We start from the raw sequence: 23,357 nt of genomic DNA, 5'->3' as shown, positions 1-23,357 counted from the left end.
GCTGTGACCGGCATCGGCCATGTCGTCTTCGGCCGGCGGAGAGGCTCAGGGACAGACCCGCCGGTACGGCCGGTCCGGAACATAGGTGCGCCACTGCGCCCGGGTCAGCTCCCTGTTCCCGGAGCGGGCGCAGACGAGGGACACCGCCCGGTCGGGATCCACGACGTACCTCTGGAGCGGCACGTGCTTGCCGCCCGCGTAGAGCAGGGTGCTGTCCGGGCTGAAGGCGAGGGTGTCGATGCTGCCACCGGGCGTGGGCTGAGGCGGACCCAGAGGTTGCCGGGTCGCGATGTCCCAGAGTTGGAGGGTGCCCGCGTCGCCGCCCACGGCGAGCGTGTCGCCGTCCGGGCTGAAGGCGAGAGCCGTGATCGACTCGCCCGAGTCGGAGGACGGACCGGGGGGCGCGAGGAAGACGTTCCGCAAGAGGCCCTCTCGGTGGCGGAGGTCGCCGTCCCAGAGGGCCACCCGTCCTGTCCAGTCGCCCGCCGCCAGGCCGGAGCCGTCGGGAGCGAAGGCGATGACCCCGATGCCATCGCGCTGGACGAGGTCCTGGGCGTGGGACCGGCCCGCTCGGACGACGCGGTTGCCGGTCACGAGGAGCCTGCCGTCCTGGCTCACGGCCAGACGGGAGCCGCCCGAGCCGGGGAGGACCGCCGTCCTGCGCTGCCGCGCGGTGTCCCAGGTCTCGTTGACGTAGCCGTCCTCGGTCAGACGTGCGATGAGGAGTGTACGGCCGCCCGGCCCCAGGGCGATCCCGTCCACGGGCGCCCCGGACGACGTCGCCAGGTCCACGGTGGTCTTCGTGCGTCCGGCGGTCAGGTCCCACACCGTCAGCGGCTGCTTCTCCACGTCCCAGAGGGAGACGGAGACTCCGTAGGCGAGCATGCGTCCGTCGGGGCTGAAGGACAGCAACGGCTCGGCGGCGTCTGCGGGGAACGACGACTCGCCGGTGGGGAGGACGGGAAGTCGCGGGGCCGGCAGGGTGCGCAGCAGACGGCCGTCGCGCGTGTTCCGCAGCTGGAAGACGTCGCGGTCACCGACACGTTCGGCGGTGGCGAGCGTCCTGCCGTCGGGGCTGAGCCGGGCCCCGGCGAGCGGACTCGTGCGCCAGGCGCGGGTGAGCGTCGTCGTGAGGTCGAGGGTGTGGACCGTGCCTCCTTCGAGGTACCGCAGCAGGGGCCGCGAGGAGTGCCAGGCGAGACCGGAGAGCGACTCGTTGCCCAGGGCGTGCCGGAAAACGGGGGCGCCGCCCTTGGACAGACGCCACACTCTGATCTCCTGGCCGCCGCCGGTCGCCAGGAACGAACCGTCCGCGCTAACGGCGGCGGCAGCGGCACCCGGGTGGGTGACGTCGGCGAGCTCTCGTCCCGACGTGGTGTCCCATACCCGCACCCGGTCCCCGGCGAGAGTGAGGAGCCTGCCGCCGGTGAGGCCGAGGAAGGTGCGGTCACCCTCACAGGCGCCGCGAGCGCTGGTCCAGGCACCGGACCGGACGCTGCGCTTGGAGATGTCCCAGACCCGCGGGGCCCGGCCGCGCGGGCAGACGGCCAGCAGCCGGTCGTCGGCGGCCGCGGCGGCGCGCTCCCCGCTGCCGGCCGACGGGGTACGGAAGAGCAGATGGCCGTCGGTGGCGGAGTAGAGCCCAACCCGGTCGTCGAGCAAGTTCGTCGTCAGGTAGTTCCGGCCACTCGCCCCGAAGCGCACGGTGTTACTGAACGGCACGGGACCACCGATCCAGCGCTTCGTTCGGGTGTCCCACAGCCGCTGGATCCTGTCTGCGGTCAGGATGACGAGCACCCGGCCGCCCGGACCCGCGTCGAGTACCGCCCCGTGAGGTAGCGGCCCCGAGGCGATACGGCGGTGGGTGTCCACATCCCACGTTCGCCAGGTGGCGTTGTCGCTGGTGCTGAGCAGGGTGCGCCCGGAGCTGTCGAGGAACCGGGTGGGTTCGTCACCGGGCTCCGGATCGGTGAAGTTGCCCAGTTCGGGCTGGGCCAGCGCGCCCAGCAGGGCTCGACGGGACTCCGGCAGCTCGGAGAGGCGCCAGGCGGCGACACCGAGCAGCATCGCGGTGTGCGGGTCGGTGGTACGCAGCGCTTCGGCGACCGCGGCCACCCGGCGGGCCGCCGTGTCGGTGGTCTGCTTCTCGCTGTCCTGCCGCAGTCGTACGGCGGCCAGGCCGACGACCAGCGCCACCGCCAGCACGGCGCAGAGCGAGGCGACGAGGGTGCGGCTCCGACGCCGGGCCCGGGTGGCGGTCCGCTCCTCCGTCGCCCGCTGCTCCGCCGAGGCGACCAGGAAAGCCGTCTCCTCCGACGTCAGACCGTCGTAGCCGCCGTCCTCGCCGTCGTCGCCGTCGTCGCCCGCGAACAGTTCCTCGGCCCGCGCCAGGCGGGTGCCCCGGTACAGCGTGCCCGGGTCACGGTCGTGCTCCAGCCAGGTGCGGGCGGCGTCGGTCAGCTGCCGGTGGTGGCGCAGCCGCTCCCGGTCCGCGTCGATCCACTCGCGCAGCCGCGGCCAGGACGTGATGAGCGCCTCGTGGGCGAGCTGCACTCCGTCGTCGTCGGTGGTCAGCAGCCGCGCCCGGGTCAGCCGCCCGGCGACGGCCCGCACCTCGGGGTCCTGCCAGCCGGCCATTTCCTCCCGGCTGAGCGGGCGGCGTGTGTCGGCGTTTCCCTGGCCGGGCTCGACCATCCGCAGGAGCAGGTGCCGGGCGGCGTGCGCCTGCGCCGGTGAGAGTTCCCCGTACGCCTCCTCGGCGCTGGCCGCGATCGCTCCGCGTACCCCGCCGGCCGCTTCGTACGCGGCCAGGGTCAGCATCCGCCCCTTGCGCCGCCGCCAGGTCTCCAACAGGGCGTGGGACAACATCGGCAGTCCGCCGGGCTCGTCGAGCACGTCCTCGACGATCCGTGCGGTCAGGGCCCGCTCCACGATGAGCCCGGCCGCCTGCGCGGGACCGATCACCGCCTCGCGCAGCTCGTCGGCGGTCATGGATCCGACCAGCAGCCCACTCCCGTGCAGCGCCTCGGCCAGACGCGGGTGCTCGGCGCAGCGTGCGTAGAAATCGGACCGTACGGCGATGAGCACGCGCAGTCGGCTGCCCGGGTCCCGCGCGGCGAGCAGAAGGTCGAGGAAGCGGTCCCGCTCGGCCCGCTCGCGGCAGAGGGTGAAGACCTCCTCGAACTGATCCACCACCACCCAGCACTCCGGGTCGTCGGCCTCCGGTGTCAGCAGATGTCCGTAGGTGGCGGCGGGCCGGTCTCCCGGAGTGAGGATCCGCACGACGGCCCGACGCCCCTGCCGCGCGATCCTCTCCTGCAGCAGGGGAAGCAGTCCGGCCCGCAGCAGGGAGGACTTGCCGCTGCCGGACGCCCCGAACACCACGGCGAACGGGGACTCGAACGCCAGCTCGCTCAGCGCGTCGACCAGCCGGTCCCGGCCGAAGAACAGCTCACGGTCGTCCGGCTCGAAGCGCGCGAGGCCTCGGTAGGGCGGGACGGCGTCGGCCTCCTCCGGCTTCTCCTCCCCTGCCAGCGCCTCGGCCTCCGCCCACCGCGCCTCCCACGGAACGGGGTCGGCGCCACATGCCTGGACGTACGCCCGGAACACGGCCAACGACGGCAGCCGCTCGCCGCTCGCCGCTTTCGCCAGCGTCGTCACCGAGAAGCCGGCCTTCTTCGCCATGGTCCGGTACGACTCACCACCCGCCGAACGGCGCAGCTCCCGAAGATCATGGGCGAGTCGCTGGACGGGACCGGCCGCCGGATCGACCGGTACTTCGGGACGCCCCATCGGCGAGCCTCTTTCACGCACAGGAACAGCATGTTGATCAGCGGTCCAAGGTACTTTTCGCCCTCCTCGGACGAGAAGCCGTTCCGACTGTGATGTTCGACCGACGAAGCGGCGGTGGTCGGCGCAGTCGATGACCCTTGGCCGTGCAGTACGCCCGGCCGAAGGGCAGGAACCAGACGGGTGCCGTTGCGTCGCGATCGTGGGTCCCGGCGCCGGCGCGTTCGGCGGCCTCGGCCAGGCCGTGGACGTACGTGCCGACGTGCGGGTGTGCGCCGAGCGGGCAGGGCTCCGTGGTAGCCGAGCGGGCAGGGCTCCGTGGTAGTGGTCGGAGCCCAGCTCGGCTCGGAGATCGCCGGCCTCAGCAGCCGAGCAGGGCCGGGAGGCCCGACAGGTCGGGCAGCTCGTCGTAGGGCTGGTAGTCGGCGCTGCCGCTGTGGAACTCGTAGCGGTTGATCCACACGCGGCGGGCGAGGCCGAGGTCGCGGGTGGGGATGAGGTCGTACTCCCAGCCCTGGGCCACGTGGATGACCTGGGCGGGGTCGATGTCCATGGCCTGGAAGGCGTACTCGAAGGTCTGCCGGGACGGCTTGTACGCCTTGGCCTGCTGGGCGGTGATGACATGGTCGAACTCGACGCCCATGTGGGCCAGGTTCTGGGCGATGAGGTCGTCGTCCGTGTTGGAGATGATGGCGATCTCGTACCGGGACTTCAGCGCCCGCAGGGCGTCCGGGACCTCGGGGTGGGGGCCGAAGGTGGGCACGGCCTCGACCAGGGCCTCACCGTCGGACGTCCGGTACTCCAGACCGTGCAGGCGCATGGCTGCCTCCAGGCTGGAGGGCAGCAGCTCGCGGAAGGGGCGGTAGGCCTCCAGGACGGCCTGGAACCGCATGACGCGGAAGTCGTCGAGGAACTCGTCGACGTTCAGGCCGTCCAGGTCCAGCCGGTCGGCGAGGAGCTTCAGGGTGGTGGGGCCGAGCTGGAAGTCGACCAGGGTGCCGTAGGCATCGAAGGTGACGATCTGACGCATGACGTTCAACCTCTTTCCGGGCATAGGGGACACCTCGCGCATCGAGGAGTCACGATCTCGTCGAGTGCGGCCGGGTTCGCCGCGTCGGGGGTGGCTTCCGGGCCTGCCGCGGCGTTGGCGGCGACCCGTCGAGGACGGTGGATGCCGGTCAGGCAGTCGGTGGCGGCACCGCTGCCGCACCGAGTGCGATGAACGTTTCTTCCACCCGAGGTGATGCGTCAGTGAAGCACCGGGGAGAATCCGGCAACAAGGGACGTGAGGCCGCGAGATCGACCCTGCGGATTGTGCCTGTGCACAATCACGTTCCGGGGGTCAGGACACCGTCGCCCGGAAACGGGCGCCCGCGTCCGTCTCCAGCCAGGCCAGGGCGAGGACCAGCCGGGCGGCGTCGGCCGGCCTGGACAGCTTCAGCCCGGTCGCCTCCTCCGCGGCCTGCAGGCGGTTGCCCACCGTGTTCCGGTGACGGTAGGTGCGAGCGGCCACCTCGGCGACCGAGCCCAGGTCGAAGTAGCAGCGGAGGGTCTCGAGGACGCTGTCGCTGTCACGCAGCCCGAGGAGCGGGCGCAGTACGCCGGTGGCCATCGCACCGGGGAGCTCCTCCTGCGCCGACATGATCGCCCCGACCCAGTGGCCCTCCACATGCCGCACCCCGGGCCGCGTGGAGCTGCGGATCGCGGCGCGCGCGAAGCGGATGCCCCGCGCCGTCAGCGCCAGCCCGGGGACTTCCGCGACGCCGCAGCGCCACGGCGCGAACGGCTGGAGCAGGGCGAGCATGCTCTCCCGGTCGGACCGTCCGTGGCGGACGACGCCGAGGAGCTCGTCGCCCATCCAGCCGAAGTGACGCAGCAGGCCGCCCCGACGCAGGGCGTCGTCGACCTGGGACAGGGCCGGGTCCCCGGTGGGAACGGACTCGACCACGACCACCGTCAGGGGGACGTGCTCGGAGAAGCCCAGCAGCGTCGACGCCTCGGCGACCGTGGAGGGGTCCTGCTCGCCTTCCAGGACGAGGCGGGTGAAGGCCCGGTTGCGTACCTCCGTACGACGGCTCGCCAGGTCGCGTTCGGTGCGGCGGTAGGCGTCGACGACTTCGACGCTGTTGGCGTCCGTCGCCTCCCAGACACGGATCAACCCGTCGAGGAAGTCGGGATCGGCGCTGATGCCGCGTGCCCGCCCCTCCTCCAGCACGGCCTCCCACAGGGTCCTGAGGTCCAGTTGGAAGGAGTGCATCAGCGCGGTCAGGGGGAACGCCTGTTCCGCCCGCTCGCGTCCCACGTCCTCGGTGGCGCGTGAGACCGCCGCGGGCACGGGACCGCCGGCCAGCCGGGTCAGGGCGAGTTCGAGCGTTCGTCGCATCCCCTCGCGTTTCCGGACCGGGTCCCAGTCCGCCGACGCATAGGCGGCCTCCTCGGCTTCCAGCTTCGCGAGAGCACGAGAGGTCAGTTCGTCGAGTCGTTCGTCGAGGAGTCGGCGCGCGATCGCCTGAACGGCGTCGTGACGGGCGGCTCCCTCACCGAGATTGTGCACAGGCACAAACTACAGGGCGGATGTCGCGGCCTCACGTCCCTTGTTGCCGAATTCTCCACGGTGCTTCACTGACGCAGCACCTCGGGCTGGATAGCCGGGGCGGGCCACCCACGTGGAGCAGCCCCGGAGGCCGCCGCGGCGGCCGGACCCGCCATCTCCCAGAACCGCGTGGATCGGACCGTCCGGGAGCCGGCCGGCAGTGTCCGGCTGAGGCCCGACACGAGCGGCGGCAGGGAACAGGCCCCGAGACCGAGCGCGTGACGGGGTGACCCGCGCACATGGCGCAGGCCCCCTGTGCGTGATGCGCGGCCTGACGACGAGAGAGAGAACGCACCGATGACCTCAGTGACCACCACCGACCGGGACGGAGCGGCCCTCCCCGGTCCCACCGGCCACCTGCCGGGCCCGCTCCTCGACCATGTGCTGCGGCGGTCCTTCGGACTGGAGGGATACGTCCAGCACCCACTGGGAGGGGAGGTCGACCAGAACGTACGGATCACCGGCGACGACGGCACGCGCTACTTCGTACGGGTCACCCTCGCGGAGCCGGACTCGGCCGACATCCTCTGGCAGAACACGCTCCTGCGGCATCTCGCCGCGACCGTCCCCGGCCTTCCCGTGCCACGGCTGGTCCCGACCCGCGAGGGGCAGTGCCTCGCCGATGTCGTCCACGAGGGCCGGACGCACGTGGTCCGTGTGATGAGCTGGCTCGAGGGCCGGGTGCTGGCGGATCTCGACGACCATCCCGCGGCACTTCTGCGCCGGTGGGGGGAAGCCGCTGGGCGGCTGAGCCTCGGACTCTCCGGCATGGAGCCACCCGTGGGCCTGGCACCGCACGACTGGGACATGCGCCGGGCCGCCGAGATCGTCGAGGCGTCGCTGCACGCCGTCCAGGACGCGGACCGGCGGGAGTCGGTGCGCACGATCATGGGCTGGTACGACGCTCTCCTGCCGGTTCTGGACCGGCTGCCGTGCAGCGTCCTGCACCAGGATCTCAACGACGCCAACGTCCTGGCCGACGCCGGCGAGGACGGGGTGCCGCAGATCTCGGGCATCGTCGACCTGGGCGACTCGCTCTACGGGGTGCGCGCGGCGGAGGTGGCCATCGCGGCGGGCTACGCCATGGTCCGCAAGGCCGACCCGCTCACCGCGGCGGCCGAGGTCGTGGCCGGCTTCCACTCGGTGCTGCCCCTCACGGAGGAGGAGCTGGCGGCCGTCTATCCGCTGGCGGCCGCCCGGCTGTGCATGAACGCGGTGACGTGGACGCGCCGGGTCGCCGAGAGCGACACACCGTACGGGCGGTCCCGCGTACGGCACACCTGGCCGACCATCGCGCGGGTGGCCAGGATCTGCCCCGAGGTCGCCGAGGCCACGTTCCGGGTCGCGTGCGGGCTTCCCCCGACGCGGGAGCAGGGACGGTTGGCGGAGGTCCTGGCCGAGACGGCCCGAGAGGGCGCCCCGTACGCACCGGCTCCGCGACTGCTCGACCTGCGACCGGCCAGTGATCTCTACGACGACGTCGACTGGCACGACGCGAGGGCGGTACGCGCGCGCGTCGACGACATCCTCGACGGACGGCGGCGGCGGGGTTACGTGCCCCACCTCAGCGCCTCGCTGCTCCAGGGCGGCCGGCGCCGCCCGGGAGTCGACGAGCCCGCGACGGTGCAGGTCGGCGGCACGCTGATCCTGGCGGAAGCCGAGGAGGTCGCCGGCCCGTTGTCCGGCGTCGTCGAGTCCCACGGTGGCCCCGGTGAGCCGTTGGTGCTGCGACACGTGGTCGGGGGGCTGGAGTTCTGGACGTGCTGGTGGGGGCTGGCCGACCCCCCGCCCGTCGGGGCGAGAGTCCCGGCCGGGGCACCGTTGGGACGCGCCGGCGCGAGCGAGGAGACGGATCCGCTCGGGCCCCGCGTCCAGGTACAGGTGCACCGCACCGCGCGGACGGCGACCTGGCCGCCGCCGCGTGCTGTGCCACCCTCGAAGCGGCAGGTGTGGAGCCAGTTGTCGCCCGACCCCGCCCGGCTCCTCGGGTTCACCGAATCCCCCACCGTGGCCCCCGCCGTCGACGACGTCGTCTCGGTGCGCCGTCGCCACATCGCTCGCTCCCAGCGCAACTACTACCGCAGGCCCATGAATCTGGTGCGCGGGCGGGACGTCTGGTTCCACGACGAGGACGGTCTGGCCTATCTGGACTCGCTGAACAACGTCACCCACGTCGGCCACGCCGAGCCACGGGTGACGGCCGCCGCCACCCGGCAGATGCGCAAGCTCAACACCAACAGCCGTTTCGTGTACCCGCAGATCGCCAGTTACGTGCAGAAGCTGGTGGCCACACTGCCCGACCCGCTCGAGGTCGTCTTCCTCGTGTGCAGCGGCAGCGAGGCGAACGACCTGGCGCTGCGGATCGCCCGCCAGGTGACGGGCCGCCGGCACATCGTCAACATCGACGGCGCGTACCACGGCAACACCGGCGTGGTCACCGGGATCAGCCCGAACCGCTACAAGGGCCCCGGCGGCGCCGGCGCACCCGCCACCACCCACGAGGTCGCCATCCCGGACCGCTACCGCGGGACCTACGGGTACGACGACGCCGACGCCGGAGCCAGGTACGCGCGCGACGCCGCGGCCGTCATCGAGCGGATCTCGGCCGACGGCCGCCCCCCGGCCGCCTTCATCGCCGAGTCCCTGATGGGGTCCGGCGGGAACATCGTGTTCCCCGACGGCTACCTCGACGGCGTGTTCACCGCTGCCCGGCGGGCGGGCGCCCTGTGCGTCTCCGACGAGGTCCAGGTCGGCGTCGGACGCCTCGGACCCTGGTGGGGCTTCGAACTCCAGGGGGTGGTCCCGGACATCGTCACGATGGGCAAGCCGCTCGGGAACGGGCATCCCCTCGCGGCCGTGGTCACGACCCGGGAGATCGCCGACGCGTTCGACACGGGCATGAAGTACTTCAACACCTTCGGCGGCAACCCGGTCTCCTGCGCGATCGGCGAGGCCGTGCTCGACATCGTCGAGCGGGACGGGCTGCGGGAGAACGCCGTGAAGGTGGGCGGGTACTTCGCGCGGTCGCTGCGCGAACTCCAGCGTCGGCAACCGCTCATCGGCGACGTACGGGCCCAAGGGCTCTACCTCGGCGTCGAACTGGTCCGCGACCGTACCACCAAGGTGCCGGCCACGGAGCAGGCCTTCATGGTCACCGAACTCATGAAGGAGCGCGGAGTCATCGTCTTCCCCAACGGTGTCCACGACAACGTACTGAAGATCAAACCGCCGATGACCTTCCGCCGCGAACACGTGGATCTCTACGTCGACGCACTGGACGAGGTCCTGTCCCTGCCCGAGCTGCGCTCGGCCGTTCAGTCCTGACGTCCAGTCCTGGGACGGGCGACCGTCCCCTTCGTCACTCGACGTTCTGGTGGGCGCCGAGGGACAGGTAGACGGCGTGCACCGCGAGGATCCGTTCGACCTCGTCGATGATCGGGGCGAAGAACTCGCGTCGGTGGTCGGCGTCGGTCATCGAGGTGATGGCGAAGTACATGCTGCCGAACGCGGCGATGAGTGTGGCGTTGCGCAGGAGCGCGAGCGGGGCGTCGGGCAGGAGGACCGAGTAGGCGGGCGGCGATCCGATCCACTGCTCCGCCGTTTCCGGCGTGACCACGATCAGGCCGAGGACGAGGAAGAAGAGGAACAGCCCGAGACCGAACACCGCGGCCTGCACCAGCTGACGGAGAGCGAACAACAACAGCAGGTTGCGGACCTGGCGCTTGTTGAGGGAAACGGGATCGAGTGCCGCACGGGGTGTCAGCCCGTCGATGTCCACGCAGGCGAGGGGTGTGCCCTGACACGCCCTCGACAGCAGGGGCGGGCTGAGGTCCTGCTCGACCCGCCCGATCTCGTCGCGCAGGCGGGCGGCGGCGGCGAGCACCGTGACTCCCACGAACAGCACGACGATCAGGGCGAGCCTCAGCCAGGACAGCCGGTTCATGGCCTGCCACAGTTCGCCGGTGAAGAAGATGAACAACGTCACGAACAACATGGGCGGCAGGGCTCGCCCCATCAGGTGCACACTGTTGCGCAGGTCGTGGGCGGCGTGCCGGATCGCACGGCGCATCAGTGCGCCGATGCCGTATGCCGTGGCCGTGGCCGTGGTGACGAAGACGGCGGCGAAGAAGACCACGAACCCCAGGAAACCGGCGCCCTTGCCGCCGGGCGGTGTGACGGTGTCATCGACGGCGACCTGGAGCAGGGGGACCGCGATCGGCATCGCCGCATAGGCGCCGAGGGCCCCGACCATGGCCTTGGGCGAGACGCGGGGCAGTCGCCTGACGAACAGCCTGATCGTCGCCCAGCTGGCCAGTGTCACGACGGCCACGGTGCCGAGCAGGACCCACCGCCCTGAGCCCGCGCCCCTGAGCGGCACGAGCCAGACGAGACTGGCGAGAGTCACGAAGCAGAGGGTCGGCAGCATCCGAGGAAGGACGTTCCTGGCGAAACCGTAGCCTTCGATCATGGTGGGCGTGCCTTCGCGGATGAACCAACGCTCCGTCCGGCGCAGCACGTCCGGCGCGGCGGCCACTCGCACAGTTCCACCATTCCTGGGGCGGACAACTCCGCGGTGATCGTACAACAGTCGCCATACGGCTGGCTGTCGTGGCTGACGTCCGCCGGGCGGTCAGCAGGCCCCGCCACCGCCCTTGACCAGGCGGAGGTCGACGGGCGGACCGGCCGACGGTGTGCCGTGCAGAATCGTCTCCCAAATGCGGCCCAGCGGGTCCCCACCGAGCAGGGTCGCGATGCTCGGGTAGTAGGCGAACCCCATGTTGCTCAGGTCGTCGGACCACTCCAGGACCAGTTCGTCGTTGAACGCCGTATGCATCGACGGGACGCGGTCGAGGGAGACCTTGGCGGTGAACGGTCCCACGAGCGGGTTCGACTTGGTGCGGTCGAGCGCGGGGAGGCAGGTTCCCTCGGCGCCGCGGACAGCCTTGGACGCGTTGACGATCCTTCCGGTCAGTCGGCCGTCGGCGGTCGAGCCGGCGAACTCGAATCGGACGGGAAGAGTCGGCTTGGAGGTGTAGTCGCCCCGCTTGGTGCGGGTGCCGATGGTTCCCTCCATCGCCCGGCCCGCGAAGACGGCGCGGAGAAGGGCGTTCTTCTCGACGATCACGACCGGTTCGAGCTTGGTGACGGTGCCCTTCACGATCGTCGCGAGGTGGACCGCGCTCACGTCATCGGTGCGCCCCTTGTCGAGGGCCGCCTTCAACCGCTTGACGACGGAGGCGGACAGAGGAAGATCGCCGGCGCGGGTGTGGAAGGTCGGAGTGCCGCGCTTGAGTGCCCCGTAGCGTTGTGTGCGGGACGGGTCGCCCGGCAGTCGGATCGGGTCGCTGCCGGGGAACAGCCTTGTGCAGTGCGGGACGCCGTTCCGTGTCGTCGAGGCCGCACAGACGTCGGAGAGCCCAGCCGGCGCGGCGGCACCGGTGGGATCCAGGTGCGTGGCCGCCTCGCCGGCCTGACATCCGGTGAGCAGCAGGGCGGCGATCGCTACGGCCGTCGCCGGACGCCGGAGACGGGAGCGTGAAGTCGTGTTCATGGCGGCAACACTGCCCTCCGGAGTCTGAAGCCGCTCTGAGGGGCGTATTCAGGACTTCCTCAGCTTGGTTGAGTGAGACTGTCCGGATGCGACTGCTTCTGGTCGAGGACGAGCGACGCCTCGCAGACGTCATCAAGTCCGGGCTGACGGACAAGGGTTTCGCCGTGGACGCGGTCGGTGACGGGAACGAGGCCGTCTGGATGGCCGGAGAGCACCGGTACGACGCGATCGTGCTGGACGTGATGCTGCCGGGCCTCAACGGTTTCGCCGTCTGCCGGAAGCTGCGCGACGCCGGGAACTGGGCCCCGATCCTGATGCTCACCGCCATGGACGGCGAACTCGACGAGGTCCGGGCGCTGGACAGCGGGGCGGACGACTACCTTGCCAAACCGTTCTCCTTCGCGGTGCTGCTGGCGCGACTGAGGGCCCTGGTCCGCCGGGGGACGCAGGAACGGCCCGCCGTCCTTCAGGTGGGCGATCTGCAGGTGGACCCGGCGGCGGCCTGCGCCCGACGCGGTGACGTCCACATCGCGCTGACACCCAAGGAGTTCGCGGTGCTGCATCTGCTGGCCCGCCGGGCGGGCCAGGCGGTGGCCAAGGCGGAACTCCTCAGCCATGCCTGGGACTTCGCCTTCGACGGCGATCCCAACATCGTCGAGGTCTACGTCAGTGCCCTGCGGCGCAAGATAGACGCGCCGTTCGGGGTGCGCACGCTGACGACGGTGCGGGGCTTCGGCTATCTGCTGGAACGCCCATGAGCCGGTTGTCGGTGCGGATGCGGGTGACGCTGGCCGCCACCGTCATCGTCGCCACGGTGCTCACCGCGGCATCCCTGGTACTGATCCTCGCGGTGCGCGACAGCCTGGAGGGTGGCGCCGCCGACGAGGCCACCCGCAAGGTCATCGCCCGGGCCACGGCACTGCGGGAGAAGGAGCCCATCCTCACCGCTCCTCCCCCCGAGGACGGCGCGGAGCCGTCGCCCGAGCCCACGCCGGAACGGAGCGAGAACGGTTCCGGCACCGACCCGGACGGGACGAAGGTGACCCTGGCCGATGGTTACGCCACCGCCAGCACGGTCGTGAGCACACTGGACGGCCCGGTGACGGTCAAGGCACGGGTCTCGCTGGCGCCCGTACTGGACGCCCTGAGCGTGCTGGAGCGACTGCTCCTGGTCGGTGTTCCGGCGCTGGTGCTGCTGATGGCCGTCATGACCTGGGAGCTGATGGGCCGTGTCCTGGCCCCCGTGGAATCGATCCGGGCGACCTTCGCCGACATCACCGCCAAGAACCTGCACCGACGGGTGCCCGAACCCGTGACCCGCGACGAGGTCGCCCGTCTGGCACGGACCATGAACGCCACCCTGGGCCAGTTGGAGTCCGCCGTCGAGCGGCACAAGCAGTTCGTCGCGGACGCCGCCCACGAGCTGCGCAACCCCGTCGCCACCCTCAGCGCCCGACTCGAACTCGGGCTGCCCCGGGCCCCCGACCTCGTCGCCGAAGCACTGACCGACGTGGCCCGCATCCAGGCCCTGACCGGTGATCTGCTGCTGCTCGCCCGACTCGACGGCGGTGAACCCCTGATGCACACCGAGGTCGATCTGGCTCAGGTGGCGGCCGAGGCCGCCGCACGCCCGGCCCCGGTGAGGATCAAGCTGGAGCTGGAGGCCGACGTCCTCGTGCAGGGCTCTCGCACTCACCTGGAACGGATGGTCGCCAACCTCGTGGCGAACGCCGTCCGCCACGCCGCCTCCCAGGTCACCATCCGGGTCGCCGCGGACGGACTGGACGTCCTCGACGACGGCCCGGGCATCCCGGCCAACTCCCGTGAGCTGGTGTTCCGGCGTTTCCACCGGCTGGACGAAGCACGGGCGCGCGACGCCGGCGGATCGGGACTCGGCCTCGCCATCGCCCGCGACATCGCCACCCTCCACGGAGGCACCCTGACCGTTCGGGACACACCGCGGGGCGCGCACCTGTCCTTCCGCATGCCCCCGCCCGCCGAGCGGAGCGGCGGAGCCGGTCCGGTGCGAGGCAGCGCGGTTTCCTGAACGAGCCCGGTTCACTTCGCGGTCGGCACGCGCAGCCGCTGTTCCAGGAAGGAGACAACGGTCTGCCAGGAGGGGGTCGTGGGGCGCGGCGGTGTGGTGTGACCCTGCCGGGCGGTCTCCTCGTAGGCGTCCCGGCGGGTCTCCTGGTCGGTGAGCATGGCGGCGAACGGGCCGTGCCCGGCGTGTGGGAGGGAGATCAGACGGGCTTCGCCGCCCGTGGCCGCCAGCTTCTCGTACAGCAGGCGGCTCTGGTGGTACGGCACGAAGAGGTCCCGCTCACCGTGGAGGATCAGGAACGGCGGGGTGGGTCGGGCGCCGATGTAGGTGAGGGGGTTCGCCGCCGCGACCCGGTCGGGGCAGTCCTTGATCGGGCGGCCTAGCAGCAGCGACTCGGGCGAACGCGGGTCGCAGTGGCAGCCGGTGAGGCCGAACACCGCGTTGAACGGCTTGCAGCCGTCCAGCATGTGCGCGTCCATCTGGAGGAAGTCGGTCGGCGGGTAGAACGGCACGGCCGCCTGGACGGCGCTGGACGGGCCGGGTGTGCCGACGTCGCCCTCCAGGTGCGGGATGTCCCCCGTGACCGCCGCCATCGCCGTGACCCAGCCGCCCGAGGAGTCGCCCATGAGGGCGATGCGCCCCGGGTCCAGGTGGTAGGTCGTCGCGTGCGCGCGCAGCCAGCGAATCGCTGCCTTGATGTCGTGCAACTGGGCGGGGAACCTGGCCTGTCCGCTGGAGCGGACGGCCACTGCGGCGACGGCGAACCCGCGCGGGTTGAGCTGCGCGGCGACCTGGTCGGCGCCTTGGCGGCCGCTGTCCGCCAGCCAGCCGGAACCGCTGGAGAAGATCACCAGCGGTGTCGGCCGCGCGCTGCGGGGGAGGTACAGGTCCAGCAGGTGGCCCTGGGTGCCGGGCGGTTCGGCGGGCGCGTAGGCAAGGTCCTTGATGACGTCCACGTTCCTCGCTCCGGGGTGCTCGCGGGGGCAATTCCGTTCGCCTGGTGAAGTGGAATTCACGCGCCTGGAACATGAGCTTCCGCGCACGTCGCGGCACTGTCAACCCCGCGTGGCCCGGACGCGGCCCCACCGAGGCTCACCGGGCCGACTCCGGCCACGCGCGACTTCAGGACAACGAAAAAATTCGCGGTGCGCCACACCTTGACCCCGCCAGGGCCGGGCCCTAGCGTCCCGCTTGCTTGTTCGGCCCACGAAACATTGTGCGTAGCGCGCACATATCAGGAGGAGCCGTATGCGAAGGCGAGTTCTCGGTTGTGCCCTAGCCGTGGTGACGGTCGCGGCGGCGGCCGGATGTGGATCCTCCTCGTCGTCGAGCGGCGGTTCGCCGTCCTCGGACGGGAAGACCACCCAGGTCACCGTCGGCATCATCCCGATCGTCGATGTGGCCCCGCTGTACCTGGGGCAGAAGAAGGGCTTCTTCGGCAAGCGCGGCATCGAGCTGAAGATGGAACTCGCCCAGGGCGGCGCCGCGATCGTCCCCGGTGTGGTCAGCGGTCAGTTCCAGTTCGGCTTCAGCAACGTCACCTCCCTGATGATCGCCCAGACCAAGGGAGTGCCGATCAAGTCGGTGGTCAACGGGGCAGCCTCCACCGGCGACACGGCCAACGACATCAGCGGGGTCGCCGTCAAGAAGGACAGCCCCGTCAAGTCCGCCAAGGAGCTCGCAGGCAAGAAGGTGGCGGTCAACACCCTGCAGAACATCGGCGACACCACGGTCCGTGAAGTGGTGCGCCAGGACGGCGGCGATCCCTCGAAGGTCAAGTTCGTGGAGATGCCGTTCGACCAGATGCCGGCCGCCCTGGACGCCGGGCAGGTCGACGCCGCGTGGATGGGTGAGCCCGCGCTGACCATCGCCAAGGGCCAGGGCGCCCGCGTCGTGGCCTCACCGTTCGCCGAGACCGACCCGAAGCTGACCATCGCGACGTACTTCACCTCCGTCAAACTCCTCAAGGAGAACCCCGACCTGGTGAAGAAGTTCACCGAGGCCATGACCGAGTCGCTGGAGTACGCCTCCGAACACCCCGACGAGGCACGTCGGACACTCACCACCTACACCAAGATCGACGGTGCGGTGCTGAAGGACCTGACGCTGCCGACCTGGCCCGCGGAGTACGACATGGCCTCCCTGGAGAAGCTGGCCTCGCTCGGCGAGGGGGACGGCATCTTCGGCGGCAAGAAGCCGGACCTGGACGCCCTGTTCTCATGACCGGGCACACGACCTCCTCATGACCGAATCCGGGAGCACTCCTGTGCTGACGAAGACGCTCGCCGGCGCCGGGACCGACAGGGGTCCCGGCGGGCCGGGCGGCGGCCGGTCCCGGCGCACACCGGCCGGACTCGTCACCCCGCTGCGGGGACTGGCCGGCCTGACGGGTCTGGTGGCGCTGCTCGAAGTGCTGCCGCGCACCCCTCTGGTCTCCGCCGACTACCTCCCGCCCGCGTCGAAGACGGCCGAAGCCCTGTGGCAGCTGCTCGACGAGGACGCGTTCTGGACCGCGCTGGGTGACACCCTGACCGGATGGGGCCTCGGCCTGGCCGTCGCCGTCGTGGCGGGGGTGGTGGCCGGAATCGTGATCGGTTCCGTGCCCCTGCTGCGGGCGGTCACCGCCTCCACCATCGAGTTCCTGCGACCGATCCCGTCCGTGGCCCTGATCCCGGTGGCGGTCCTGCTCTACGGCACCGACCTGAGGTCGAAACTCCTGCTCGTGGTGTACGCCGCGTTCTGGCAGGTCCTCGTCCAGGTGCTGGCCGGCATGCAGGACGTCGACCCGGTGGCCGACGACACCGCCCGCAGCTACCGCCTGGGCACCTGGGGACGGGTGCGGTACGTGATGTGGCCCACCGCGCTGCCGTATGTGATGACGGGCGTGCGGCTGGCCGCCACCGTGGCCCTCGTCCTCACCATCACCGCCGAACTCGTCATCGGCGCACCGGGGTTGGGCAACCAGATCGCCGTGGCGCAGACCTCCGGAGCCGTGCCCCTCGTCTACGCCCTGGTCCTCGTCACCGGGGTGCTGGGCGTCACGATCAACCTGATGGCGCGGGCGGTGGAGCGGCGCGCGCTGCACTGGCACCAGTCCATCCGCAGGGAGGGACGAGCCCCATGACCCGGACGACGACAACCCTCCGAACCCTCGTCCGGCGTGCGCTGTCGGCCCTGGGGCTGCCCGCGGTCCTGTTCGCCGTGTGGTGGTTCGCCACCGCCGGGAGCACCGACTTCTACGTCCCCCCGCTCTCCACCGTCCTCGGCAGGTTCGGGGAGGTCTGGACGGCCGAGCGGCTGCTGTCCGACGTCGTACCGAGCCTCGTGCGGCTGAGCGCGGGCTATCTCCTCGCCGTCGTCGCCGGGGTGGGGCTCGGCCTGGTGGTCGGCATGAGCCGCGTCGTACGCGACGTCCTGGAGCCCGTCCTGGAACTCTTCCGGGCCATACCGCCGCCGGTGCTCGTGCCCGTCATCATGCTGTTCGCGGGCATCGGCGACACCATGAAGGTGATCGTCATCGTCAGTGGCTGCGTATGGCCGATCCTGCTGAACACCGTCGAGGGGGTGCGCGCCGTCGACGAGGTGCTGAGCGACACCTGCCGGTCCTACGGCATCACCGGACCTTCCCGGCTGTGGCACCTGACGCTGCGCTCGGCCAGCCCGCAGATCGTCACCGGCATGCGGCAGGCGCTGTCCATCGCGATCATCCTCATGGTCATCAGCGAGATGTTCGCCGCCAGCAACGGGCTCGGCTTCACCATCGTGCAGTTCCAGCGCTCCTTCGCCATCCCCGAGATGTGGAGCGGCGTGCTGCTGCTCGGACTGCTCGGCTTCGTCCTGTCGCTGCTCTTCCGGTTCGTCGAGAACCGGGTCCTGGCCTGGTACCACGGCCTGCGCCGCGCGCAGCGCAACCCCTGACAAGGAGACGAGCGATGCTCGACGTACGCAACCTGCGGAAGATCTACACCGGACGGCACCGCAACGTCGAGGCCCTGCGGAACCTGACCTTTCACATCGGCGCCGGTGAACTCGTCTGCCTGGTGGGCCCGTCGGGCTGCGGCAAGACCACCCTGCTGAAGTGCATGGCGGGACTGCTGTCCCCGACCGACGGCGAGGTGCGCCTGGACGGCAGCCCGGTCACCGGGCCCCCGCCCGGCATGGCGGTGGTCTTCCAGGAGTACGGCCGCTCCCTGTTCGCCTGGATGAACGTCCGCGACAACGTCGCCCTGCCACTGCGCCGCAAGAAGCTCGGCAAGGCCCGCGAGAGGGAACTCGTGGACCACGCCCTGGAGGTGGTGGGGCTGGCCGACGTCCACCGGGCCCACCCCTGGCAGCTCTCCGGGGGAATGCAGCAGCGCGTCGCCATCGCCCGCGCCGTCGCCTTCGAACCGAAGGTGCTGCTCATGGACGAGCCGTTCGCCGCCGTCGACGCGCAGACCCGAGCCGAACTGGAGGACCTCATCCGGCGGTTGTGGCGCGAACTGGGCGTCACCGTCCTGTTCGTCACCCACGACATCGACGAGGCGGTCTACCTCGGGCAGCGCACCATCATCCTGTCCACGTCACCGACCGTCGTGCAGGAGGACCTGACCATCGACCTCCCCGACGAGCGCGACCAGTTGCACACCCGCTCCAGCCCGCGCTTCGCCGAACTGCGGTCCCACGTCTACGAGCAGATCCAGCGCGCCAAACACCACAACGGCGACAGGGAGGCACCACCCGCCGACCGCGGCGACGACCTCGCACCGCAGACCACGAAGTCCTGACGCGGCATCAGGGGCCGCGCCACAGGGACAGCCGCGGAGGGTCCATGACATCGACACACGAAGCGCGGCCCGCCGACTCCGCGCTGTCGCCCGCGCCGCCGGTGCCTCCTGAGGAAGCCGTCACCCCCCTCATGCGCGGGATCGCCGTGCTGCGCGGCCTCACCGATGCCGGAGGGGCGGCGACGCTCAGCGATCTGGGTCGGGCCACCGGGTTGGCCCGCTCCACCGTCGACCGGGTCGCCGCGACCCTCGCCCGCATGGGATACATCCACCTCGACGGCAGCAACGCCGCACTGGCTCCCCGTCTGATGGAGCTGGGCAACGCGTATCTGGCCGCCCTGCGCCTCCCCGACCTGCTGAGCCGGCACGCCGACGCGCTCGCCGACGCACTGGACGAGTCGGTCTCCCTCGCGGTGGCGGACGGTGACGGCATCCGGTTCATCCACCAGGCGATCCGCCGGCGCGCCCTGTCCCTGAGCTTCCGCATCGGCGACCTGCTGCCCGCGGAACGCACGGCACCGGGCCCGCTGCTGGCGACGGAATGGAGTGCCCAGAACTGGGCTCGCTGGCGGGAGCGACAGCTGACCGACCCCGAGGACACCGGCTTCCCCGCCATCCCCCGGCGCACGCACGATGCCACCACCGCGGACTTCCCGCGACGGGTGGAAGAGGCGCGGCTGCGGGGCTGGGCCCTGGACGACCAGCTGATCGAACCGGGGCTCGTGGCCCTGTCCGTCGCCGTGCGCACGCCGGACGGCCGGATCGGCTGCGTGGCGAGTGCCGTGAGCCACACCAGCAGACACAGCGCGGACTCGCTGCGCGACTCCCTCCTGCCCGGACTCCGCGCCGCGGTCACCGCCATGGAGCGGGAACTGGCCATCGCGCCCCCGCCCGAAAGGGCGAGCGGGCCGAACGGGGTGAGCAGGGGGAGCGGGCCGGATGCGCTGAAGGGGCTGACGGGACCGGCCGGCCTCGCCGCCTGGACGAGCGCCTCCAAACAGGAACTGGGCGGGGAGTTCGTCATGTCACTGGCCCGCGGCCTGACCGCGATCACCGCGTTCGGTGAGGGCCGCGCCGAACTGACGCTCTCCGAGGTCGCCGAGCGCACCGGACTGCCCCGGGCCACGGCGCGCCGGGCCCTGATCACCCTCCAGCACCTGGGCCATGTCACCGTCGAGGGGCGGGCGTTCCGGCTCGCCCCACGGGTCCTGTCCCTGGGGTTCCCCCCACTGTCCAAGGCCACGCTCACCCACATCGCCCGCCCCCATCTCACCGCTCTGACCGCAAGGGTGAGGAACTCCACGTCCCTGGCCGTGCTCGCCGACGACCATGTCCAGTGCGCGCTCTCGGTGACCGCGGGCCGCATCATGGACGTCGACATCGCGGCGGGCTCCCGCGTGCCCGCCCACGCGACATCCGCCGGCCGGGTCCTGGTGGCGAGTCTGCCGGCGGGCAGACGTGCCACCTGGCTCGCCCACGTACGGCTGGAGGCACTGACCCCCCGCACCGTCACCAGGCCCACCGACCTGGAGGCGATACTCGAACGGGTCCGGGGCGACGGGTACGCGCTGGTCGACGACGAACTGGAGGAAGGTCTCCGCTCCGTCGCCGTGCCGGTGCGTGACCGCGAGGGGACGGTCGTCGCGGCGGTCAACGTCCACATGCACAGCGGGCGCGGTTCGGCCGCCGAGTGCGTCCTGGACATCGTGCCGGAGCTGCGCGCCACAGCCGACTCGCTGGAGGCCGATCTGCACGTGACCGGTAGGTTCGTACACGTTCCCGTTTTCTGAGGGCCTCAGCGAGGGGCGTTTGTCTCATGACCTGGCCGGCGCGAACGGTCCGTCGGTGCCGTTGTGCCAGTACTGCGCGCTCCACTGGGATGGCCAGGGACTGGACCACCCCGGCCGCCGGTGCCACCGTCCCTGTCGCTGCCGGCGCCTGGAGCTCGGGGGCCGCCTGGAGGCGCATGAGGACTGGCAGGCGGAGGCAGGGGACGAGTGGTGGTCACCGGACCCCCACACCCGCGAGCATCTGGAGGCCCGGATGCGGCAGCAGGTCGAGGCGGCCCGGGTGCGCCACCTCGCGCACCGGCGCCGGTTCCTGGGGGACGTCTGGCGCGGAGCGACCTGGGTCTCGGGCAGGCCCGCGGTCGCGTTGGCCTGGAGTGAGCGGCGACAGGGACAGGAGCCGTCCCGGCGCCTCACCCCCGTCTCCGGAGGGAGGCGCCGGTCTCCCCCGGCGTGGTGGTCAGTTCTCCTGGCGCCAGCGCTGGTTCGCGCCGCCCGAGCAGCTCCACAGCTGGATCTTCGTCCCGTTGGCGGTGCCCTGGCCGGCGGCGTCGAGGCAGAGGCCGGACTGGGCCGCGGTGATCGTGCCGTCGGCGCCGACGGTCCACTGCTGGTCCGCCTGGCCGTTGCAGTCCCAGATCGCCACGGGGGTGCCGTTGCCCGCGGACTGGCCGACCCCGAGGCACTTGTTGCCGTAGACGACCAGCTGCTTGCTTGCGGTGTGGGTCCAGCGCTGGTTGGCGCCGCCGTTGCAGTCCCACAGCTGTGCCTGGGTGCCGTTGGTGGTGGTGGAGTTGTTGATGTCGAGGCAGCGCCCCGACTGCTGGCCGACGATCTTCTGGCTGTCGGAGGGCTGCGGCGGTGGCGTGTTCGAGTCGAACTGGGTGAAGAACTGCCACACCGCGCCCGACGTCCATGTGCGCCAGCCGCTACCGGTGGACCCGTCCAGCGGACCGGGGTCGTGGCCGCCGTCGAACGCGGCCCAGGCGACCGGGTAGCCGGACCTGCAACCGGAGTACGTGGTGATGATGTGCCGGAGGCTGCCGGACGCCGGCTCGGGCGGGTTCTGCCGGGTGCAGCCGTTGTTGCGGACGAAGGTGTCGCGCAGTTCCCGTCCGAGGGAGATGGGCAGCACGTTGTCCCTGAGTCCGTGCAGACCCATGTAGGCGATGGGCTGGGTGCCGCCGTTGCATCCGCTGAGGTTCGCGCCCGAGTAGACCGCGACCGCGCGGAAGACCGTGGCCCGCGAGCAGGCGATGGCGTACGACATGCCGCCGCCGTAGCTGAAGCCCGCGGCGAACAACTGGGCGGTGTCGACGCACAGACCGGCCTGGAGCTGGTTGACCATGGCGTCGACGAAGGCCAGGTCCTGGCCTCCGGGGTTGGCCCAGCCGTTGCCGTTGCCCTGGGGGGCGACGAAGATCGTGCCGTTGTTCGCGGTGTCCGCCAGGCGCCGCAGACCGTAGTAGGACCAGTTGTATCCGTCCGTTCCGCCCGAGTCGACGTCGTTGGCGGTACCGCCCCGCCAGTGGAAGCCGAAGATCAGCCGGTAGGGGCGGTTGCTGTCGTAGCCGGCCGGGACCCGCAGGATGTAGCTGCGGTTCTGTCCGCCGCTCTGGATCGTGCGGGTGCCGCTGCTCAGCGCCGGGGGCTTGCCGCAGCCGGCGCTGCCCGCGGACGCGGCCTTCGTGGCCGCGGGGGGCGCGCCGGGGGTGCTGCCTGACGAGTTTCCCGCGGTCGTCAGGACGAGGATCAACGCGGCCGCGAGGGACATCAGGAGCGGTTGACGTCTCATGTTCTCCTTCTTCCGTGCTCGATGGGTGGAAGGGGAGTGCCGGTGGAACGGGGTGCCGCTGGAGGGAGCCGGTGTTCAGACGGCGGTGACGGTCCACGCGTTGCCGGTTGACGATCTGGTGGCGGCGGGCACCGAGGCCGTTGAGCGACCACTTCGCGTCTGACGGGAGCTCAGCGACAGCCGACCGCGACGGCGTGCCGGGCGCTGCCCCCGGCAGGGCCGGTAGGGCCGGCAAGGCCGGACCGCCCCGAGATCATCCACTGGGATCCCTCAGGCATCCCATGTCGATAGTGATTCCACACACCACTGAGACTGTCAATAGCCACGCCAACCCCGACTGGAACCGCATCCATCCCATGTCTAGGGCGAGTTGGCGACAACGGGAGCAGGGCGACAACCGCGCACGTCGACTCGAACGCGATCAGCCGTCCGCCGCGGCGGTCACCGTCGCGGGGTCCACCCCGGTCAGTTCGGCGATACGGTGCGGCGGCACACCGGCGGCCAGCGCGCGGCCGATCAGACCGTCCCTGCCGTCCGCGCAGTCCCGGTAGGAGAGCAGCTCCGCCTCGATCCGCGCGAGCGGCTCCGGAACCAACTGGTGGCGGAGCCGGCTCGTCTCCTCGTCGCTCAGCGGGACGGGCAGCCGTTCCGCTCCCTCGGGGATCGCCGCCGTCTCCTCCGGCGGCAGCAGCCGCAGGTGCGGTGAGGTGCGTGTGATTCCGTGGGCGTCCAGCCATCCGCGTACGGCGGGGGTTTCCATGCAGGCGAGATCACCGACGGCGGCGGGGGCCACTCCCAGCGACGAGGACACGTCGTCCAACAGGAACAGGTAGGCGTCGTCGGTCATCCTCGTTCTCCTTCACATCGGTATGAGATGGCGATCGGATGACGTCCCATTACCCCGTCGGTTCGGAATTAGATCCGGGTGTTTCAGGTCCCGGGCCGAGCGTGTGCCGCGCGGCCCGGAGGACGCTCAGCGGCAGTCACTCGCGCGGGCTAGGGGCTGTCGTCAAACTCCCGTCGTCGCCCAGA

The 23,357-nt window shown here is 71.1% G+C and carries 16 protein-coding genes; 8 read left to right on the top strand and 8 right to left on the bottom strand.

What is annotated here, in order from left to right; translation table 11 throughout:
- Positions 1-45: 45 nt before the first annotated feature.
- The 3 genes from SMA5143A_RS28470 to SMA5143A_RS28460 form a co-directional block, all read right to left on the bottom strand.
- Positions 46-3,792, bottom strand: a complete 3,747-nt coding sequence (locus tag SMA5143A_RS28470; RefSeq protein WP_107465681.1) for an nSTAND1 domain-containing NTPase — start codon at positions 3,790-3,792, stop codon at positions 46-48.
- Positions 3,793-4,150: 358 nt separating this feature from the next.
- The gene (locus SMA5143A_RS28465; RefSeq protein ID WP_107465680.1) at positions 4,151-4,819 is read right to left on the bottom strand and encodes a haloacid dehalogenase type II; all 669 of its coding nucleotides are present in this window, start codon (positions 4,817-4,819) and stop codon (positions 4,151-4,153) included.
- Between the two features lie 312 nt (positions 4,820-5,131).
- Positions 5,132-6,343, bottom strand: coding sequence for a PucR family transcriptional regulator (locus tag SMA5143A_RS28460; protein WP_107465679.1), 1,212 nt, complete (start codon positions 6,341-6,343; stop codon positions 5,132-5,134).
- 336 nt (positions 6,344-6,679) lie between these two features.
- On the opposite strand from SMA5143A_RS28460, the gene SMA5143A_RS28455 reads away from it, so the two are divergent.
- Positions 6,680-9,706 (top strand): aminotransferase class III-fold pyridoxal phosphate-dependent enzyme, encoded by a 3,027-nt coding sequence (locus SMA5143A_RS28455; RefSeq protein ID WP_107465678.1) that lies wholly within the window; start codon positions 6,680-6,682, stop codon positions 9,704-9,706.
- Positions 9,707-9,740: 34 nt separating this feature from the next.
- Here SMA5143A_RS28455 and SMA5143A_RS28450 read toward each other — a convergent pair whose 3' ends face one another.
- Both SMA5143A_RS28450 and SMA5143A_RS28445 read right to left on the bottom strand, forming a co-directional pair.
- Complete coding sequence (locus SMA5143A_RS28450) at positions 9,741-10,787, bottom strand: hypothetical protein (protein ID WP_146193968.1); 1,047 nt, start codon at positions 10,785-10,787, stop codon at positions 9,741-9,743.
- Positions 10,788-11,012: 225 nt separating this feature from the next.
- On the bottom strand, positions 11,013-11,933 hold the full coding sequence (locus SMA5143A_RS28445) for a hypothetical protein (protein WP_107465676.1): 921 nt from the start codon (positions 11,931-11,933) through the stop codon (positions 11,013-11,015).
- A gap of 86 nt (positions 11,934-12,019) precedes the next feature.
- Between SMA5143A_RS28445 and SMA5143A_RS28440 the strand changes: the two genes are divergently transcribed.
- On the top strand, positions 12,020-12,691 hold the full coding sequence (locus SMA5143A_RS28440; protein WP_107465675.1) for a response regulator transcription factor: 672 nt from the start codon (positions 12,020-12,022) through the stop codon (positions 12,689-12,691).
- A complete protein-coding gene (locus SMA5143A_RS28435; RefSeq protein WP_107465674.1) occupies positions 12,688-13,980 on the top strand; it encodes a sensor histidine kinase in 1,293 nt (430 codons plus the stop codon). Before SMA5143A_RS28440 ends, SMA5143A_RS28435 begins: the two co-directional genes overlap by 4 nt.
- An 11-nt stretch (positions 13,981-13,991) precedes the next feature.
- Here the strand turns inward: SMA5143A_RS28435 and SMA5143A_RS28430 are convergent, their stop codons facing one another.
- Complete coding sequence (locus tag SMA5143A_RS28430) at positions 13,992-14,933, bottom strand: alpha/beta hydrolase (protein WP_258193785.1); 942 nt, start codon at positions 14,931-14,933, stop codon at positions 13,992-13,994.
- Between the two features lie 292 nt (positions 14,934-15,225).
- Between SMA5143A_RS28430 and SMA5143A_RS28425 the strand changes: the two genes are divergently transcribed.
- From SMA5143A_RS28425 to SMA5143A_RS28405, 5 genes are read left to right on the top strand one after another with little or no spacing between them, the layout of a single operon-like run.
- Entirely contained in the window at positions 15,226-16,200 is a 975-nt protein-coding gene (locus SMA5143A_RS28425; protein ID WP_107465672.1) for an ABC transporter substrate-binding protein, read from the top strand.
- 19 nt (positions 16,201-16,219) lie between these two features.
- Entirely contained in the window at positions 16,220-17,101 is an 882-nt protein-coding gene (locus tag SMA5143A_RS28420) for an ABC transporter permease (RefSeq protein ID WP_107465671.1), read from the top strand.
- A complete protein-coding gene (locus SMA5143A_RS28415; RefSeq protein ID WP_107465670.1) occupies positions 17,098-17,895 on the top strand; it encodes an ABC transporter permease in 798 nt (265 codons plus the stop codon). Before SMA5143A_RS28420 ends, SMA5143A_RS28415 begins: the two co-directional genes overlap by 4 nt.
- A gap of 14 nt (positions 17,896-17,909) precedes the next feature.
- Positions 17,910-18,743 (top strand): ABC transporter ATP-binding protein, encoded by an 834-nt coding sequence (locus SMA5143A_RS28410; protein WP_107465669.1) that lies wholly within the window; start codon positions 17,910-17,912, stop codon positions 18,741-18,743.
- Between the two features lie 44 nt (positions 18,744-18,787).
- Positions 18,788-20,533 carry an IclR family transcriptional regulator domain-containing protein gene (locus SMA5143A_RS28405; RefSeq protein WP_107465668.1) on the top strand — a complete coding sequence of 582 codons (1,746 nt, stop codon included), beginning with the start codon at positions 18,788-18,790 and terminating at the stop codon, positions 20,531-20,533.
- A 457-nt stretch (positions 20,534-20,990) separates the two neighbouring features.
- Here SMA5143A_RS28405 and SMA5143A_RS28400 read toward each other — a convergent pair whose 3' ends face one another.
- Positions 20,991-22,304, bottom strand: a complete 1,314-nt coding sequence (locus tag SMA5143A_RS28400; RefSeq protein ID WP_107465667.1) for a ricin-type beta-trefoil lectin domain protein — start codon at positions 22,302-22,304, stop codon at positions 20,991-20,993.
- A 442-nt stretch (positions 22,305-22,746) separates the two neighbouring features.
- Complete coding sequence (locus SMA5143A_RS28395) at positions 22,747-23,172, bottom strand: DUF6003 family protein (protein WP_107465666.1); 426 nt, start codon at positions 23,170-23,172, stop codon at positions 22,747-22,749.
- Positions 23,173-23,357 lie beyond the last annotated feature (185 nt).

The sequence above is a fragment of the Streptomyces sp. MA5143a genome, from assembly GCF_900290235.1.
GTDB lineage: Bacteria > Actinomycetota > Actinomycetes > Streptomycetales > Streptomycetaceae > Streptomyces.
This window is presented reverse-complemented; position numbering and strand designations above follow the sequence as displayed.

Excerpts from the sequence above, each read along its gene's own strand:
- SMA5143A_RS28445 (WP_107465676.1), bottom strand. The coding sequence starts at position 11,933 with ATGAACACGACTTCACGCTCCCGTCTCCGGCGTCCGGCGACGGCCGTA.
- SMA5143A_RS28470 (WP_107465681.1), bottom strand. The coding sequence starts at position 3,792 with ATGGGGCGTCCCGAAGTACCGGTCGATCCGGCGGCCGGTCCCGTCCAG.
- SMA5143A_RS28425 (WP_107465672.1), top strand. The coding sequence starts at position 15,226 with ATGCGAAGGCGAGTTCTCGGTTGTGCCCTAGCCGTGGTGACGGTCGCG.
- SMA5143A_RS28410 (WP_107465669.1), top strand. The coding sequence starts at position 17,910 with ATGCTCGACGTACGCAACCTGCGGAAGATCTACACCGGACGGCACCGC.
- SMA5143A_RS28400 (WP_107465667.1), bottom strand. The coding sequence starts at position 22,304 with ATGTCCCTCGCGGCCGCGTTGATCCTCGTCCTGACGACCGCGGGAAAC.
- SMA5143A_RS28440 (WP_107465675.1), top strand. The coding sequence starts at position 12,020 with ATGCGACTGCTTCTGGTCGAGGACGAGCGACGCCTCGCAGACGTCATC.
- SMA5143A_RS28420 (WP_107465671.1), top strand. The coding sequence starts at position 16,220 with ATGACCGAATCCGGGAGCACTCCTGTGCTGACGAAGACGCTCGCCGGC.
- SMA5143A_RS28405 (WP_107465668.1), top strand. The coding sequence starts at position 18,788 with ATGACATCGACACACGAAGCGCGGCCCGCCGACTCCGCGCTGTCGCCC.
- SMA5143A_RS28465 (WP_107465680.1), bottom strand. The coding sequence starts at position 4,819 with ATGCGTCAGATCGTCACCTTCGATGCCTACGGCACCCTGGTCGACTTC.
- SMA5143A_RS28455 (WP_107465678.1), top strand. The coding sequence starts at position 6,680 with ATGACCTCAGTGACCACCACCGACCGGGACGGAGCGGCCCTCCCCGGT.
- SMA5143A_RS28415 (WP_107465670.1), top strand. The coding sequence starts at position 17,098 with ATGACCCGGACGACGACAACCCTCCGAACCCTCGTCCGGCGTGCGCTG.
- SMA5143A_RS28395 (WP_107465666.1), bottom strand. The coding sequence starts at position 23,172 with ATGACCGACGACGCCTACCTGTTCCTGTTGGACGACGTGTCCTCGTCG.
- SMA5143A_RS28435 (WP_107465674.1), top strand. The coding sequence starts at position 12,688 with ATGAGCCGGTTGTCGGTGCGGATGCGGGTGACGCTGGCCGCCACCGTC.